This window comes from Streptomyces sp. NPDC059534 (assembly GCF_042743475.1).
Lineage (GTDB): Bacteria > Actinomycetota > Actinomycetes > Streptomycetales > Streptomycetaceae > Streptomyces.
The window spans coordinates 15,396-31,434 of sequence record NZ_JBHWAQ010000009.1; the positions used below are offsets into that span (position 1 = coordinate 15,396).

At 71.4% G+C, this 16,039-nt stretch carries 14 protein-coding genes and 1 tRNA gene; 1 reads left to right on the forward strand and 14 read right to left on the reverse strand.

Annotated features, from left to right (window positions below; genetic code table 11):
* Positions 1-89: 89 nt before the first annotated feature.
* From glyA to ACFVZH_RS13575, 14 genes are all read right to left on the reverse strand, one after another.
* Complete coding sequence (glyA, locus tag ACFVZH_RS13510; protein WP_384896438.1) at positions 90-1,337, reverse strand: serine hydroxymethyltransferase; 1,248 nt, start codon at positions 1,335-1,337, stop codon at positions 90-92.
* 36 nt (positions 1,338-1,373) lie between these two features.
* Entirely contained in the window at positions 1,374-2,021 is a 648-nt protein-coding gene (locus ACFVZH_RS13515) for a protein-tyrosine-phosphatase (RefSeq protein ID WP_384896440.1), read from the reverse strand.
* Entirely contained in the window at positions 2,018-2,665 is a 648-nt protein-coding gene (locus ACFVZH_RS13520) for an L-threonylcarbamoyladenylate synthase (RefSeq protein WP_376485069.1), read from the reverse strand. Before ACFVZH_RS13520 ends, ACFVZH_RS13515 begins: the two co-directional genes overlap by 4 nt.
* A gap of 34 nt (positions 2,666-2,699) precedes the next feature.
* The gene (prmC, locus tag ACFVZH_RS13525; protein ID WP_384896442.1) at positions 2,700-3,545 is read right to left on the reverse strand and encodes a peptide chain release factor N(5)-glutamine methyltransferase; all 846 of its coding nucleotides are present in this window, start codon (positions 3,543-3,545) and stop codon (positions 2,700-2,702) included.
* 37 nt (positions 3,546-3,582) lie between these two features.
* Positions 3,583-4,659, reverse strand: coding sequence for a peptide chain release factor 1 (gene prfA, locus ACFVZH_RS13530; protein WP_384896443.1), 1,077 nt, complete (start codon positions 4,657-4,659; stop codon positions 3,583-3,585).
* A gap of 93 nt (positions 4,660-4,752) precedes the next feature.
* Positions 4,753-4,974: a 50S ribosomal protein L31 gene (rpmE, locus tag ACFVZH_RS13535; protein WP_384896445.1), complete on the reverse strand. Its 222-nt coding sequence runs from the start codon at positions 4,972-4,974 to the stop codon at positions 4,753-4,755.
* A 134-nt stretch (positions 4,975-5,108) separates the two neighbouring features.
* Positions 5,109-6,203, reverse strand: coding sequence for an LCP family protein (locus tag ACFVZH_RS13540; RefSeq protein ID WP_384896447.1), 1,095 nt, complete (start codon positions 6,201-6,203; stop codon positions 5,109-5,111).
* 195 nt (positions 6,204-6,398) lie between these two features.
* Positions 6,399-8,468 carry a transcription termination factor Rho gene (gene rho / locus ACFVZH_RS13545; RefSeq protein ID WP_384896449.1) on the reverse strand — a complete coding sequence of 690 codons (2,070 nt, stop codon included), beginning with the start codon at positions 8,466-8,468 and terminating at the stop codon, positions 6,399-6,401.
* A 430-nt stretch (positions 8,469-8,898) separates the two neighbouring features.
* Positions 8,899-9,816 carry a homoserine kinase gene (thrB, locus tag ACFVZH_RS13550; RefSeq protein WP_366307637.1) on the reverse strand — a complete coding sequence of 306 codons (918 nt, stop codon included), beginning with the start codon at positions 9,814-9,816 and terminating at the stop codon, positions 8,899-8,901.
* Positions 9,817-10,116: 300 nt separating this feature from the next.
* Positions 10,117-11,187, reverse strand: coding sequence for a threonine synthase (gene thrC, locus ACFVZH_RS13555; protein WP_384896451.1), 1,071 nt, complete (start codon positions 11,185-11,187; stop codon positions 10,117-10,119).
* A gap of 6 nt (positions 11,188-11,193) precedes the next feature.
* Positions 11,194-12,483 carry a homoserine dehydrogenase gene (locus ACFVZH_RS13560; protein WP_384896879.1) on the reverse strand — a complete coding sequence of 430 codons (1,290 nt, stop codon included), beginning with the start codon at positions 12,481-12,483 and terminating at the stop codon, positions 11,194-11,196.
* Positions 12,484-12,625: 142 nt separating this feature from the next.
* Positions 12,626-14,017 carry a diaminopimelate decarboxylase gene (gene lysA / locus ACFVZH_RS13565; protein WP_384896453.1) on the reverse strand — a complete coding sequence of 464 codons (1,392 nt, stop codon included), beginning with the start codon at positions 14,015-14,017 and terminating at the stop codon, positions 12,626-12,628.
* 10 nt (positions 14,018-14,027) lie between these two features.
* The gene (gene nrtL / locus ACFVZH_RS13570; protein WP_384896455.1) at positions 14,028-15,062 is read right to left on the reverse strand and encodes an ArgS-related anticodon-binding protein NrtL; all 1,035 of its coding nucleotides are present in this window, start codon (positions 15,060-15,062) and stop codon (positions 14,028-14,030) included.
* 102 nt (positions 15,063-15,164) lie between these two features.
* On the reverse strand, positions 15,165-15,641 hold the full coding sequence (locus tag ACFVZH_RS13575; RefSeq protein ID WP_384896458.1) for a response regulator: 477 nt from the start codon (positions 15,639-15,641) through the stop codon (positions 15,165-15,167).
* Between the two features lie 160 nt (positions 15,642-15,801).
* Here ACFVZH_RS13575 and ACFVZH_RS13580 point away from each other — a divergent pair.
* Positions 15,802-15,873: transfer RNA gene (locus ACFVZH_RS13580), tRNA-Arg, on the forward strand.
* Positions 15,874-16,039: the final 166 nt, after the last annotated feature.

The window sequence follows — 16,039 nt, forward strand, 5'->3', positions numbered from 1 at the left end:
CGCTGGCCATCTCAGCCCCACACCCTAGCCGTGCCGTCCATGTGCTTGGAGACATCCCCTGCCACCGGAACGGTTGCGATCGGTTTTCCTCAGTGTCCGTACGGGGGAAATCGCCCGGTCAGGGCACGTACTTCCGCCCGTACCCGGGCCGTCTCACGGGCGTCGTCGCGCAGCGCGGCGGTGAACAGCGCGGCGATCCGGGCCATCTCCGGGTTGCCCATCCCCTGGGTGGTGACCGCGGCCGTGCCCAGCCGGATGCCGCGGCCCTCGCCGTACGGCAGGGCACAGGTGTCCAGCACCACACCCGCGGCGGCGAGCCGGGCGCGGGCCGTGCGGCCGTCGACGCCGAGGGGGGCCGGGTCGGCGGTGATGAGGTGGGTGTCGGTGCCGCCGGTGGTCAGCGCGAAGCCCTCGGCGGCGAGCGCGGCGGCGAGCACCTTCGCGTGTTCCACCACCTGATGGGCGTACCCGGTGAACGCCGGGGTGGACGCCTCGCCGAAGGCCACCGCCTTCGCCGCGATCGTGTGCATCTGGGCGCCGCCCTGGGTGAACGGGAACACCGCCCGGTCGACCCGCCCCGCCAGCCACTCGCCGCACAGGATCATCCCGCCGCGCGGCCCGCGCAGCACCTTGTGGGTGGTCGCGCAGACCACGTCGGCGTACGGGACGGGGCTGGGGGCCGCTCCCCCGGCGACCAGGCCGATCGGGTGGGCCGCGTCGGCGATGAGGTAGGCGCCGACCTCGTCGGCGATCTCGCGGAAGACCGCGTAGTCGAGGTGGCGGGGGTAGGAGATCGAGCCGCAGACGATCGCCTTGGGGCGGTGGTGGCGGGCGAGCGCGGCGACCTGCTCGTAGTCGACCAGCCCGGTCTCGGCGTCGACGCCGTAGGGCACGAAGTCGAACCAGCGCCCGGAGAAGTTGGCGGGCGAGCCGTGGGTGAGATGCCCGCCGTGGTTCAGCCCCATGGCCAGGACCGTGTCACCGGGCCTCAGAAGGGCCGCGTACGCCGCCAGGACGGCCGAGGAGCCCGAGTGGGCCTGGACGTTCGCATGGTCCGATCCGAAGAGCGCAGTGGCCCGTTCCACGGCGATCCGCTCCGCCGCGTCGGCGTACTCGCAGCCGCCGTGATGGCGGGCGCCCGGATACCCCTCCGCGTACTTGTTCGCCAGCGGCGAGCCCAGCGCCGCCAGGACCGCGGGCGACATGAAGTTCTCGGCCGCGATCAGCTGCAGGCTGTCCCCCTGCCGCCGCACCTCCCCCGACAGCACGTCGGCGATCTCCGGGTCCTGCCGGCGCAGGACGTCGAGATCCACATCAGGGGGCGCGGTGACCGGCATGTCACCAATGTAGGCGCGCCCCCGGCGCTCCGCCCGTCAGCGGCGGGCGGAGACGCCCGTCAGGGCGGTGACCACCGGATCGAGGGCCTGGTTGATCTCGTCGCCGATGGAACGGAAGAAAGTGATGGGGGCGCCGTAGGGGTCGTTCACCTCGTCGGCGTCGACCGAGGGGGCGAGGAGCCACCCGCGTAGAGCGGCGGCAGCGCGGACCAGGGAGCGGGCGCGCTCGACCATGCCCTCGTCGCGGGCGTCGGGGAGCGTCGCCGGGTCGATCGCGCGGACCAGGCGGGTGAACTCCTTCAGGGTGAAGGTGCGCAGGCCGGCCGAGTGGCCCATGGAGATGACCTGGGCCCGGTGGTCACGGGTCGCCGTGAGGACCAGGTCGGCGCGGATGACGTGCTCGTCGAGGAGTTCGCGGCCCACGAAGCCGCTGTAGTCGGCGCCGAAGTCGGCGAGGACCAGTTCGGCGTTGGTCTCCATGGGGGCGCCCTCGTGCCCCCAGGTGCCCGCGCTCTCCACGATGAGGCCGCCGCCGAGCGGGTCGCCGAGGCGGTCGCTCAGGGCATGGCGGGTCAGCCGCTCGGTGATGGGCGAGCGGCAGACGTTGCCGGTGCTGACGTGGAGGATGCGGAAGGTGCTGCTGTCGTCGAACCCCGCTATGCCACGCCCCTCAAGGGCGGTCAACTGGCCACCTCGAGGTCGGGTACGACCTTCCGGAGCTCCTCCGGGGACAGCGCGCCCTCGCGCAGCAGCACCGGCACCTTGCCCGTGACGTCGACGATGGACGAGGGGACGATGCCGGGCGTCGGGCCGCCGTCGAGGTAGACGGAGACGGAGTCCCCGAGCATCTGCTGGGCCGCGTCGCAGTCCTCCGGCGACGGGTGGCCGGTGAGGTTGGCCGAGGAGACGGCCATCGGGCCGACCTCGGTGAGCAGCTCGATCGCGACGGGGTGCAGCGGCATCCGGATGGCGACGGTCCCGCGGGTGTCGCCGAGGTCCCACTGGAGGGACGGCTGGTGCTTGGCGACCAGGGTGAGCGCGCCGGGCCAGAAGGCGTCGACGAGCTCCCACGCCTGCTCGGAGAAGTCGGTGACCAGGCCGTGGAGGGTGTTCGGGGAGCCGATGAGCACGGGCGTGGGCATGTTGCGGCCCCGGCCCTTGGCGGCGAGCAGGTCCGCCACGGCCTCGCTGCTGAAGGCGTCCGCCCCGATCCCGTACACGGTGTCGGTGGGCAGCACGACCAGCTCGCCGCGGCGGACGGCGGACGCGGCTTCGCGCAGGCCGGTCACACGATCGGTCGCCTCGTTGCAGTCGTATCGCCGTGCCATCAGTTCCCGGCCTCCTCGTACGCGTCGTGCTTGGTCATGGCATTGCCTTGCGGGCGGTCGCGAAACGCGGCCGGTTGTTCAGGTCGGGGTGGTCGGCGGCGTCGGCCCAGCCGGCCTCTTCGTTGAAGATCCACGGCACCTGCCCGCCCTGGGTGTCCGCGTGCTCGATGACGACGAGCCCGCCGGGGCGGAGCAGACGGTGGGCGGTGCGCTCGATGCCGCGGATGGTGTCGAGGCCGTCCTCGCCGGAGAAGAGGGCCATCTCCGGGTCGTGGTCGCGGGCCTCGGGCGCCACGTACTCCCACTCGGTGAGCGGGATGTACGGCGGGTTGGAGATGACCAGGTCGACCTGTCCGTCCAGCTCCGGGAGGGCGCTCAGGGCGTCGCCCTGGTGGACGGAGACGCGGGAGCCCTCGGCGTTCCTGCGGGTCCACAGGAGGGCGTCGTCGGAGAGCTCGACGGCGTGCACGCGGGAGCGCGGGACCTCCTGCGCCATGGCGAGGGCGATGGCGCCGGAGCCGGTGCAGAGGTCGACGATGAGGGGCTCGACGACGTCCATGGCGCGTACGGCGTCTATGGCCCAGCCGACGACCGACTCGGTCTCGGGGCGGGGCACGAAGACGCCGGGGCCCACCTGGAGCTCCAGGAAGCGGAAGAACGCCCGGCCGGTGATGTGCTGGAGCGGTTCTCGGGCCTCGCGGCGGGCGATCGTCTCCCAGTAGCGGGCGTCGAAGTCCGCGTCCTTGACGTTGTGCAGCTCCCCCCGCTTGACGCCGTGCACGAACGCGGCGAGCTCCTCGGCGTCGAAACGCGGTGAGGGAACGCCGGCGTCGGCCAGCCGCTGGGTGGCCTGGGCCACCTCGGCAAGCAGCAGGTTCACGCTGGTCCTCCGTGGTGCGGGGTGGGGCTTACGGAACTTACGCCGCGGCGAGCTTGGCAGCGGAGTCGGCGTCGACGCACGCCTGGATCATGGGGTCCAGTTCGCCGTCGAGGACCTGGTCCAGGTTGTACGCCTTGAAGCCGACGCGGTGGTCGGAAATCCGGTTTTCCGGGAAGTTGTACGTACGGATCTTCTCGGACCGGTCGACCGTGCGGACCTGGCTGCGGCGGGCGTCGGCGGCCTTCGACTCGGCCTCCTCCTGCGCGGCGGCGAGCAGCCGCGAGCGCAGGATGCGCATGGCCTGCTCCTTGTTCTGGAGCTGGCTCTTCTCGTTCTGGCAGGAGGCGACGATGCCGGTCGGCAGGTGCGTGATGCGGACCGCGGAGTCGGTGGTGTTGACCGACTGGCCGCCGGGGCCGGACGAGCGGTAGACGTCGATGCGCAGGTCGTTGGCGTGGACCTCGACCTCGACCTCCTCGGCCTCGGGCGTGACGAGCACGCCGGCGGCGGAGGTGTGGATGCGGCCGGCCGACTCGGTCGCGGGGACGCGCTGCACGCGGTGCACGCCGCCCTCGTACTTGAGTCGCGCCCAGACGCCCTGGCCGGGCTCGGTGGCGCCGTTGCCGCCCTTGGTCTTCACGGCGACCTGGACGTCCTTGTAGCCGCCCAGCTCGGACTCGGTGGCGTCGATGATCTCGGTCTTCCAGCCGACGCGCTCGGCGTACCGGAGGTACATGCGGAGCAGGTCGCCAGCGAAGAGCGCGGACTCGTCGCCGCCGGCGCCCGCCTTGATCTCCAGGATGACGTCCTTGTCGTCGCTCGGGTCGCGCGGGACGAGGAGCAGGCGGAGCTTGTCGGTGAGCTCCTCGCGGTCCTTCTCCAGCAGCTTGACCTCGGCGGCGAAGTCGGGGTCGTCGTGCGCGAACTCGCGGGCGGTCTCGATGTCGTCGCCGGTCTGCTTCCAGGACCGGTACGTGGCGACGATCGGGGTCAGCTCGGCGTAGCGCTTGTTCAGCCTGCGCGCGTTCGCCTGGTCGGCGTGGACCGAGGGGTCCGCGAGCTTCGTCTCCAGGTCGGCGTGCTCGCCGACCAGTTCCTCGACCGCCTCGAACATCGGGGGCTCCTGGTTTTCGTCAGTTCTACGGGACGGCAAAGCGCCGGTCCCGGCCGCCCGCGCGGGGCGGCCGTGGACCGGCGCAGGGGCTCGCTACTTGGCGGAGCCGGTGGCCTTGCCGAAGCGGGCCTCGAAGCGGGCGACGCGGCCGCCGGTGTCGAGGATCTTCTGCTTGCCCGTGTAGAACGGGTGGCACTCGGAGCAGACCTCGGCACGGATGGTGCCCTCGGTCAGGGTGCTACGGGTGGTGAACGACGCACCACAGGTGCAGCTGACCTGGGTATCGACGTACTGGGGGTGGATCTCGCGCTTCAAGGTGTCTCCTAGTTTCGGGAGGGCTCCGGGTCGCCGTCGCGGGTTGCGGCAAGCGTGAACCGGGGCCGACGTACCAGTCTGCCAGGACCGGCCGTATCTCCCAAAACGGGGGTGGGGCCGGAGGTATTCCCGGGCTACTTCACGACGCCGCCGGCCTGGCCGGTGGCGGCGTCCTTCGTGGCCGAGGCGGGAATCGGCAGGTCGGCCTTGAGCGCCTTCCAGACCTGCCGGGACTCGGCCTCCAGCGGGATCACGCGGTTGGGGTCCCGGGGGTCGTACTCGACCGGCAGGGTGATCATGTGGACGTCCTCGGCGCCGAGGCCGGAGAGGCCCTTGGCGAAGCCCATCAGTTCCTGGACCGAGTCGAGTTCGGAGTCCGGGGTGATGGCCTTGGTGGCGGCGTCGGCGAGATCGAGGAGCTTCTTCGGGTTGGTGAAGACGCCGACGTCCTTGACCTGGTCGATGAACGCCTTCATGAACGCCTGCTGGAGCTGGATGCGGCCGAGGTCACTGCCGTCGCCGACGCTCTTGCGGGTGCGGACGAGGCCGAGGGACTGCTCGCCGTCGAGGGTGTGGGTGCCGGGAGCGAGGTCGAGGTGGCTCTTGGAGTCCTTGATGGCCTGCGTGGTGGTGATCTCGACGCCGCCGAGGGTGTCGATGAGCTTCTTGAAGCCGGTGAAGTCGACCTCGATGTAGTGGTCCATGCGGATGCCGGACATCGACTCGACGGTCTTGACGGCGCAGGCGGGGCCGCCGACCTCGTACGCCGTGTTGAACATGGCCCGCCGCTCGCCGGCGACGCTGCCGCCCTGGCCGTCGGTGCAGGCCGGCCGGTCGACGAGGGTGTCGCGGGGGACGGAGACGACGCTCGCCTTCTTGTGGCCCTCGTAGACGTGGACGACCATCGCGGTGTCGGAGCGGGCGCCGCCCTCGTCCTCGCCGTAGGCGGCGTTGTCGCCGGAGCGGGAGTCGGAGCCGAGGACGAGGATGTCCAGGGAGCCGTCGTCGACGTCCACCGGGCGTTCGGTGCCGAGCTGGGCGTTGATGTCGACGCCCTTGATGTTGCCGTCGAGCTTGACGTACACGTAGCCGAGGCCGGCGCCGCCGAGGACGAGGACCGCGGCGGCCCCCGCTATCAGGATCGGCGCCTTGCGGCGCTTGGCGGGCGGCTTGCGGCGCCGGCCGCTGCCGGCCCCGCGTATGCGGCCGCTGTCGTTCTGCTCGGTCATCGTCTCCCCTCGGGCCCTCGGTTCACCTTCTGTGACGGCGAAGCACCCGAAAGGGTTGCACGGGTCCCTGTGAGGTTTCGGTGGGCAACGCACCGCGCCCACCGTGCGGGGCACGGTGGGCGCGGTGGTTTACGCAGGTCACGACGGGGTTACGGACGCGGGGCCCGGGTTTCGTCGTGTGACGCAGCTCTCGCGTCAGTCGTTGCTGTTCCCTCCGGGGGTGGTCTTCTGGATCTGGAGGAGGAACTCGCCGTTCGACTTCGTCTGCTTCATCTTGTCGAGGAGCAGCTCGATCGCCTGCTGCTGGTCGAGCGCGTGCAGCACACGACGCAGCTTCCAGGTGACGGCGAGCTCGTCGGCACCGAGGAGGATCTCCTCCTTGCGGGTGCCCGAGGCGTCGACGTCGACGGCCGGGAAGATGCGCTTGTCGGCGAGCTTCCGGTCGAGCTTGAGCTCCATGTTGCCGGTGCCCTTGAACTCCTCGAAGATCACCTCGTCCATGCGCGAACCGGTGTCCACCAGGGCGGTGGCGAGGATGGTCAGCGAGCCGCCGTCCTCGATGTTCCGGGCCGCACCGAAGAAGCGCTTCGGCGGGTACAGGGCGGTCGAGTCGACACCACCGGACAGGATGCGGCCGGAGGCCGGCGCCGCGAGGTTGTACGCGCGGCCCAGGCGGGTGATCGAGTCGAGCAGGACGACCACGTCGTGACCCAGCTCCACGAGACGCTTGGCGCGCTCGATGGCCAGCTCGGCGACGGTGGTGTGGTCCTCGGCCGGGCGGTCGAAGGTCGAGGAGATGACCTCGCCCTTGACCGACCGCTGCATGTCGGTGACCTCTTCCGGACGCTCGTCGACCAGGACGACCATCAGGTGGCACTCGGGGTTGTTGTGGGTGATCGCGTTGGCGATCGCCTGCATGATCATGGTCTTGCCGGTCTTCGGCGGGGCCACGATCAGACCGCGCTGGCCCTTGCCGATCGGCGACACGAGGTCGATGATCCGCGTGGTCAGCACGCCCGGGTCGGTCTCCAGACGGAGCCGGTCCTGCGGGTAGAGCGGGGTCAGCTTGTTGAACTCCGGGCGGCCGCGGCCGGAGTCGGCGGCCATGCCGTTCGCGGAGTCCAGGCGGACCAGCGCGTTGAACTTCTCGCGGCGCTCGCCCTCCTTCGGCTGACGCACCGCGCCGGTGACGTGGTCACCCTTGCGCAGGCCGTTCTTGCGGACCTGCGCGAGGGAGACGTACACGTCGTTCGGACCGGGCAGGTAGCCCGAGGTCCGGATGAACGCGTAGTTGTCGAGGATGTCGAGGATGCCCGCGACGGGGATCAGGACGTCGTCGTCGGCGACCTGCGGCTCGCCGGCCTGGAAGTCGTCACGGCCACGACGGCCACGACGGTCGCGGTAGCGCCCGCGACGCCCGCGGCGACCGCCCTCGGCGTCGTCGTAGTCGTCCTGCGGACCGGCCTGCTGGCCGCCCTGCTGGCCCTGGCCCTGGCCCTGGACCTGGACCTGCTGGCCCTGACCCTGGCCCTGGCCCTGGCCGCCCTGGCGCTGACGCTGGCCGCCCTGGCCACCGCCCTGCTGCTCGTCGCCCTTGCCGCGCTCGCGCTGACGGTCACGGCGGTCACGGCGCTCGCCGCGCTCCCCGCGCTCGCCGCGGTCACGACGGCCGCGGCCCTCGGCACCGTCGACGGCGGCCTCGGCCTGCGCGTCGGCCTTGGCCTCGGTACGGGCCTCGGTGCGGGCCTCGGTCTTGACGACCTGGGCGGCCTCGGCCTTGGCCTCGCCCTCCGGCGAACCGGCGGGGGCGGTGGCCCGACGACGACGGCGCTCACCGGCCGGCTGGTCGTCGGAGGCCGGCTGGCCCGGGATGTCGATCTGCTGCTGGGCGACGGCCTTCTCGGCCTTCTCCGCCTTGGGCGCGGCGGCCTCGGCCGCGGCGTCGACCGTGCGGGCCTTGGAGGTGGCGCGGCGCTTCGGCTTGGTGTCGGCTTCGGCCTTGGCGGGAGCGGCGGCCTGGGAGGATCCCCCTCCGGCCTGCGCCTCCTTGATGACCTCGATCAGCTGGCTCTTGCGCATCCGCGCGGTGCCCCTGATGCCGAGGCCGGACGCGACCTGCTGCAGCTCGGCCAGGACCATGCCGTCGAGGCCGGTGCCGGAGCGGCGGCGCCGTGCGGTGCCGCCGGTGGCAGCACCTGCGGCGGGCGCGGCGGTGTCGACATTGTTGTCGGCAGTCACGCCCATCAGATCGGTGGTGTCGCTCACGAAGGGTCCTTCCCTGGAGCGGACGTCGGCCATCTGGCTCGGCGACCGGTTGTGCTGTCCGGCAGCGGTCCTGGCTTGTGGACCGTGTCCGGGGCGGTGGTCCCGCCGGGTACGGCGGAAGGGAGAAAACGTGCTGTGGGTCCGGCCCGAGCGCCCCCTGCTCGGCCCTCACTGCAGAAGAGCGAGGGGTGTCGTGCCGGTTCCGGAGCGTGCTCAAAACTGCTCAGGCAGGCTGCTCAGGCAGTTGAGGAGGCTCCCGGAAGAATGGTGGTCCCTGATGGGGACTCTCCGCACCGCTCCACAAAGAGGTCGGGTGCAGACTTGAGGTTAACACTACCGGCTCCAACAAACATTCCCCCTCTCCCTCACCGGCAATCTCGTGTCCGGGGCAGTACGGGGGACGCTGCCCGGCGCCCCCCGCCGCCGCGCGCTAGGGCGCCAGCGGCAGTACGACCGCTCCGGACGCGTCGAGGTCGAGCCGGTTCGCGGCCCATCCCTCGCCCGCCAGTCGGGCGACCTTGTCGGCCGTCCCGTGTTCGGCCAGCGCGAGCACCGTGGGGCCCGCGCCGGAGATGACCGCGGGGACGCCGTCCGCCCGCAGCCGGTTCACCAGGGCGATGCTCTCCGGCATCGCGGGAGCCCGGTACTCCTGGTGCAGCCGGTCCTCGGTGGCCGAGAGCAGCAGCTCGGGGCGGCGGGTCAGGGCCTCGACGAGGAGGGCGGCGCGCCCGGCGTTGGCCGCGGCGTCCACGTGCGGGACGGTGCGCGGCAGGAGTCCGCGGGCGGTCTCGGTGAGTACGGGCTTTCCGGGGACGAAAACCACCGGAACGATGGAATCGGAGGGATCCATCCTGATCGCCCGCGCGGCACCGGACTCGGTCCAGGCGAGCGTGAATCCGCCGAGCAGACAGGCGGCGACGTTGTCGGGGTGCCCCTCGATCTCGGTGGCGAGTTCGAGCAGGGCCGCCTCGTCGAGCCTGGCGTCCCCGCCTATGGTCACGGCGCGGGCGGCGACGATGCCGGCGCAGATGGCGGCGGAGGAGGAGCCGAGGCCGCGGCCGTGCGGGATGCGGTTGGCGCAGACGACCTCGAGGCCGCGGGGCTGTCCGCCGAGCAGGTCGAAGGCCGTGCGCAGGGAGCGGACGAGCAGGTGGCTCTCGTCGCGCGGGAGCGTCTCGGCGCCCTCGCCCGCGATGTCGACGTGCAGTCCGGAGTCGGCGACCCGGACGACGACGTCGTCGTAGAGCCCCAGCGACAGGCCGAAGGCATCGAAGCCCGGGCCGAGGTTGGCGCTGGTGGCGGGGACGCGCACCCGTACGGCGGCGGCGCGGAACGCTGGACCGGCCATCGCTCGATGACTCTCCTTGATTGCGGCAACAGGCATTTCGAACAGCAAGGCTTCACCCCGACAAGTACCGCGGGTGAAGTACTCGAGGACCCGGGGGCCGTTTCGGCCACGGGGGCGACAACGGCAACGACACGGCGCATATGCGTCGGGGCGGGTTCGGTACAGACTATCGAAGGAAGGTTCTGCGGCGACATAGGGCGCACAGGAGGCGCACGATGCGTGTCGCGAGCCAACCTGTGCGCCTATGTACGTTCCTGATCGGGTATCGATCAGCGGTTTCCCCCGCGGGGGAAGGTGGGATCAGGCCAGGCCGAGGCGCTCGGCGGCGGTCGCGGCGTCGACCGGGACGGTGACCGGCTGCGGTGCGCCGGCGACGGCCCAGTCGGGGTCCTTCAGGCCGTTTCCGGTCACGGTGCAGACGATCCGCTGACCCGGGTCGACCTTGCCCTGCTCGGCCGCCTTCAGCAGACCGGCGACCGAGGCCGCCGAGGCGGGCTCGACGAAGACACCCTCCTGCGCGGCCAACAGGCGGTAGGCGCGCAGGATCTCACGGTCCGTCACCTCGTCGATGAAGCCGCCCGACTCGTCGCGCGCGGCGATCGCGTAGTCCCACGAGGCCGGGTTGCCGATACGGATCGCGGTGGCGATCGTCGACGGGTCCTTGACGACCTCGCCGCGCACGAGCGGCGCCGAACCGGACGCCTGGAAGCCCCACATGCGCGGCCGGTGCGTCGCGAGACCGTCCTCGGCGTACTCGCGGTACCCCTTCCAGTACGCCGTGATGTTGCCGGCGTTGCCCACGGGCAGCACGTGGATGTCGGGGGCGTCGCCGAGCATGTCGACGATCTCGAACGCGGCGGTCTTCTGGCCCTCGATGCGGACCGGGTTGACCGAATTGACCAGCGCCACCGGATAGTTCTCGGAGAGGCTGCGGGCCAGGGTGAGGCAGTCGTCGAAGTTGCCGTCGACCTGGAGGATCTTCGCGCCGTGCACGAGGGCCTGGCCCATCTTGCCCAGCGCGATCTTGCCCTGCGGCACGAGGACGGCCGACACCATGCCGGCGCGTACCGCGTAGGCCGCGGCCGAGGCGGAGGTGTTGCCGGTGGAGGCGCAGATGACGGCCTGCGCCCCCTCCTCCTTGGCCTTGGAGATGGCCATGGTCATGCCCCGGTCCTTGAAGGAGCCGGTGGGGTTGGCGCCCTCGACCTTGAGGTGCACCTCGCAGCCCGTGCGCTCGGAGAGCACCTGAGCGGGGACGAGCGGCGTACCGCCCTCACGGAGCGTGACGACCGGCGTCGTGTCCGTGACCGGAAGGCGGTCCCGGTACTCCTCGATGATGCCGCGCCACTGGTGGGTGCCCTTGTGGGTCATGGGTCCTTACTCCCCTTCAACACGCATGATGCTGGCGACACCGCGCACGGTGTCGAGCTTGCGCAGCGCCTCGACGGTCCCCGAGAGGGCGGCGTCGGGCGCGCGGTGGGTGACGACGACGAGGGACGCCTCGCCGTCCTTGCCCTGCTGGCGCACCGTATCGATGGATACGCCGTGCTCGGCGAAGACCGTCGCGACCTGGGCGAGGACGCCCGGCTTGTCGGCCACGTCGAGGCTGATGTGGTACCGCGTGACGACCTCGCCCATGGAGCTCACGGGCAGCTGGGTGTACGCGGACTCTCCGGGGCCGTTGGCCCCGTCGAGCTTGTTGCGGCACACGGCGACGAGGTCGCCGAGCACGGCCGAGGCCGTCGGCGAGCCGCCGGCGCCGGGGCCGTAGAACATGAGCTGCCCGGCGGCCTCCGCCTCGACGAAGACCGCGTTGTACGCCTCGCGGACGGAGGCGAGCGGGTGGCTGAGCGGGATCATCGCGGGGTGCACGCGCGCGGTGACGGACCCGCCGTCGGCGGCCCGCTCGCAGATCGCGAGCAGCTTGATGGTGCAGCCCATCTGCTTGGCGGAGGCGAAGTCGGCGGCGGTGACCTCGGTCATGCCCTCGCGGTAGACGTCGTCGAGGCGCACCCGGGTGTGGAACGCGATCCCGGCGAGGATGGCGGCCTTCGCGGCGGCGTCGAAGCCCTCGACGTCGGCGGTCGGGTCGGCCTCGGCGTACCCGAGGGCGGTGGCCTCGTCGAGCGCCTCGGAGTAACCGGCACCCGACGTGTCCATCTTGTCGAGGATGAAGTTGGTGGTGCCGTTGACGATGCCCATGACCCGGTTGATCTTGTCGCCGGCGAGGGACTCGCGCAGCGGCCGGATCAGCGGGATCGCGCCGGCGACGGCGGCCTCGTAATAGAGGTCCTGGCCGTTCTTCTCGGCGGCGGCGTAGAGGGTCGCGCCGTCCTGGGCGAGCAGCGCCTTGTTCGCCGAGACGACGGAGGCGCCGTGCTCGAACGCGGTGGTGATCAGGGTACGGGCCGGCTCGACGCCGCCGATGACCTCGATGATGACGTCGATGTCCCCCCGTTTGACCAGGGCGGTGGCGTCGGTGGTGATCAGCTCCGCGGGGATGCCCTCGCGGACCTTGTCCGGGCGGCGGACCGCCACGCCGGCGAGCTCGACCGGGGCGCCGATGCGCGCGGCGAGGTCGTCGGCGTGCGTCGTCATGATGCGCGCCACCTCTGAGCCGACCACTCCGCAGCCCAGCAGCGCCACCTTCAGCGGACGCGTACGCATCATCCGACCTCGTTTCTCGTACTTCTGCTTCGTATTTCTACGGTGGGAACAGTCTCACTCACCGGACGGGGGTTTCCGCCCCCCGTCCGGATCCTGAGACATCGATTTCATCACTCGACTATTCCACCACGCGACTATTTCGTCAGCCGATGTCGAGACGCAGGAGATCTTCTTCCGTCTCGCGCCGGACGATGACCCGCGCCTCGCCCTCGCGGACGGCCACGACGGGCGGCCGGAGCGAGTGGTTGTAGTTGCTGGCCATGGAGCGGCAGTACGCGCCGGTGGCCGGCACGGCGATCAGGTCGCCGGACGCCAGGTCCGAGGGCAGGAAGGCGTCCCGTACGACGATGTCGCCGCTCTCGCAGTGCTTGCCGACGACCCGGGTGAGCATCGGCTCGGCGTCGCTGGTCCGCGAGACGAGGGAGACGCTGTACTCGGCGTCGTACAGGGCGGTGCGGATGTTGTCCGACATGCCGCCGTCGACGCTCACGTACGTCCGCAGCCCCTCCAGCGGCTTGATCGTGCCCACCCGGTAGAGCGTGAACGCCGTCGGGCCGACGATGGCGCGGCCCGGTTCGACGGAGATCCGGGGCGTGGCGAGACCGGCGGCCTCGCACTCCCGCGTCACGATCTCGTTCAGCGCCTTGGCGATCTCGTGCGGCTCGCGCGGGTCGTCGGCGGAGGTGTACGCGATGCCGAGACCGCCGCCGAGGTCGATCTCGGGGAGCTCCACGCCGTGCTCGTCACGGACCTCGGCGAGCAGCTGCACGACACGGCGGGCCGAGACCTCGAAGCCGGCCATGTCGAAGATCTGCGAGCCGATGTGGGAGTGGATCCCGATCAGCTCCAGACCGTCCAGCCTCAGCGCCCGCCGGACGGCCTCGGCGGCCTGCCCGCCGGCCAGCGCGATGCCGAACTTCTGGTCCTCGTGGGCGGTCGCGATGAACTCGTGCGTGTGCGCCTCGACGCCGACCGTCACCCGGATCTGCACCCGCTGGCGCTTGCCGAGGGACTGCGCGACATGCGCGACCCGGACGATCTCCTGGAACGAGTCGAGGACGATCCGCCCGACACCGGCCTCGACGGCCGTGCGGATCTCCTCCTCGCTCTTGTTGTTCCCGTGGAAGGCGATGCGCTCGGCCGGCATCCCGGCGGCGAGGGCGGTCGTGAGCTCGCCACCGGAGCACACGTCCAGGTTCAGCCCCTCCTCCTTCAGCCACCGCACGACGGCCTTGGAGAGGAACGCCTTCCCCGCGTAGAACACGTCGGCGTCCTTCCCGAACGCCTCCGCCCACGCCCGGCACCGGGCACGGAAGTCGGTCTCGTCCAGGAAGTACGCGGGCGTGCCGAACTCCTCGGCGAGGGCGTCGACGGCGATCCCGCCGATCGTGGCGACACCGCGCTCGTCCCTCGCCACCGTCCGGGACCACACCTTCGGGTCGAGGACGTTGAGGTCGGCGGGCGGCGCCGAGTAGTGCCCCTCGGGGAGGACATCGGCGTGACGGGGCCCTGCGGGGTGGGCGGAACGGCTCATGTCTGCTCTTTCAGATCCGATCGGGTGCGCTGATGCCGAGCACGGCGAGGCCACCGGCAAGCACCGTCCCGGCGGCTTCGGCGAGCGCGAGCCGGGAACGATGGGCGGCCGAGGGTTTCTCGTCGCCGAGCGGCAGCACCGCGTGCTGAAACCCGAGCAACGCGTCCGCGACTGCCTCCACATGCCGGGCGACCCGGTCGGGCGCACGATGACGCGCCGCGGCGAGCAGAACGACGGGGTGATCCCCGAGGACGGCCAGCAGCTCGGCGGCGTGGGGGGCGTAGGGGGTGTCGGTCTCGTGGGCGGGGCCGGTCCAGGACGGGGCGCCGGGTCCGTACGAGGCGTCGGGGCCGCATCCGTCCCCGGGGGTGATCCCGAGCTGCCGGCCGTTGGCGAGCAGCCTCCGCACGCGGGAGTACGCGTACCGCACCCGGAAGAGGGAGTTGCGCTCGTGCTGGACGAGCAGCGGCGGCCCGTCAAGGGGCCGGTCCTGGGGCGCGGCCCTGAGCAGGGCCCAGCGCGCGGCGTCGGCACCGAGGCCCTCGACGTCGTACGCCCCGGGGCGTACGTACATCCGCTCGTCGCCGCCGAAGGACGCGTCCGCGCCCTGGGACCGCAGCAGCCGGACGACGGTCCCGACCACGAGCGTCGCGCGCTCCTCGGTCACTTCGGCGAAGCGGACGGCGGTGCCGGCGAGGGCGGTGCCGTGTCCGTACGCGGCGCCCGCCTCCCGGATCACCCGCACGAGCTCACCGCCCGCGTCGCGCCGGAGGCTGAAGTTCAGGAAACCGGGCCCGGTGATCTCGACCCCGGCGAGCCCCGGTACGTCACGGAGCCGCTCCTCGATGATCCCCGCGACGTCGAGCGCACTGCGCCCGGCCGGCCGCGCGAGGGTCAGGGCGATGTTGGTGGCGTACTCCCCCGTGCCGCCGGGCCGGGCCCGTTCGACCTTCACTCGCGGGGGTACGTCGACCCGCAGCGCACCGTCGTCGACCGCACGGCGCACGGCGTGCAGCACGGTGAGGGAGAGGTCCGCGGGGGTCACGGTGCAAGCCTAGGGGAGGAGGGGGGTCGGAACGCGAACCGGTTTCGCCATGCGGGCACCTCGGTCCACGACCGCCGTCAAGGCAGCCGGCTCGCCCTCGGGTCAACCGACCCCGCGTGCCCGTCCTGCCAGGTCCTGCCGCACCTCGGCTGCGGCCGGTTCCTCTCCCGCGTCCTGCCCGGCCGCCTCCCGCCGCTCCCGCCGCTCGCGGTGCATCAACTGGCGCACCACCTGCACGAGCTCGGACGGCTCGAACGGCTTGGCCAGAAAGGCGTCGACACCCGACGCGACCCCGCCGGCCACCTCGTGTTCACCGGCCGCGCTGATGATCGCCACGGGCAGATGCCTGGTCCGCGGGTCCGCCCGCAGTCGCTCCGCCGTCTTGATCCCGTCCAACCGGGGCATGACGACGTCCAGGGTGACGACATCAGGACAGACCCGATGCACGACATCCAGACACTCGGCACCATCGGCCGCGGTCACGACCTCGAACCCCTCGAGTTCGAGATTGACCCTGATCAACTGCCGGATCACCTTGTTGTCGTCGACAACGAGCACCCGACCGGACACGCCTGACACACGAACGAGAGTAGGACGCCCCCCACCACCGCGTCCGGGTTTTACCCACTTCTGACCCGTGCGAGGGACCCCGCCCCTGGTGACACCCCGGAAATACCTGTTCACAGCCACACCCCCCGAGCTGGTAGGGTTCTACCCGTCGCCGCCAAACACGGTGAACGCCCCCGTAGCTCAGGGGATAGAGCAACGGCCTCCGGAGCCGTGTGCGCAGGTTCGAATCCTGCCGGGGGCACTTCGCAGGAAGTGCCAAAGGACCCCGTTCACAGCGGAAACGCTGAGGACGGGGTCTTTGCGTTGGGCGGTGGGCGGGGCGAGGGGGGCCGGCGCAGGCGGGGTGGGGGTGGGGGGTCGGGGATCATGGGGTGGTGATGGGTGATGGGATGGGTTCGGAGGGGCGG

Bases quoted from the DNA above. Each gene is read 5' to 3' on its own strand.
- ACFVZH_RS13520 (WP_376485069.1), bottom strand. From the start codon at position 2,665: ATGGCACGGCGATACGACTGCAACGAGGCGACCGATCGTGTGACCGGC.
- ACFVZH_RS13560 (WP_384896879.1), bottom strand. From the start codon at position 12,483: ATGCGTACGCGTCCGCTGAAGGTGGCGCTGCTGGGCTGCGGAGTGGTC.
- ACFVZH_RS13540 (WP_384896447.1), bottom strand. From the start codon at position 6,203: ATGACCGAGCAGAACGACAGCGGCCGCATACGCGGGGCCGGCAGCGGC.
- prfA (WP_384896443.1), bottom strand. From the start codon at position 4,659: ATGTTCGAGGCGGTCGAGGAACTGGTCGGCGAGCACGCCGACCTGGAG.
- thrC (WP_384896451.1), bottom strand. From the start codon at position 11,187: ATGACCCACAAGGGCACCCACCAGTGGCGCGGCATCATCGAGGAGTAC.
- lysA (WP_384896453.1), bottom strand. From the start codon at position 14,017: ATGAGCCGTTCCGCCCACCCCGCAGGGCCCCGTCACGCCGATGTCCTC.
- glyA (WP_384896438.1), bottom strand. From the start codon at position 1,337: ATGCCGGTCACCGCGCCCCCTGATGTGGATCTCGACGTCCTGCGCCGG.
- thrB (WP_366307637.1), bottom strand. From the start codon at position 9,816: ATGGCCGGTCCAGCGTTCCGCGCCGCCGCCGTACGGGTGCGCGTCCCC.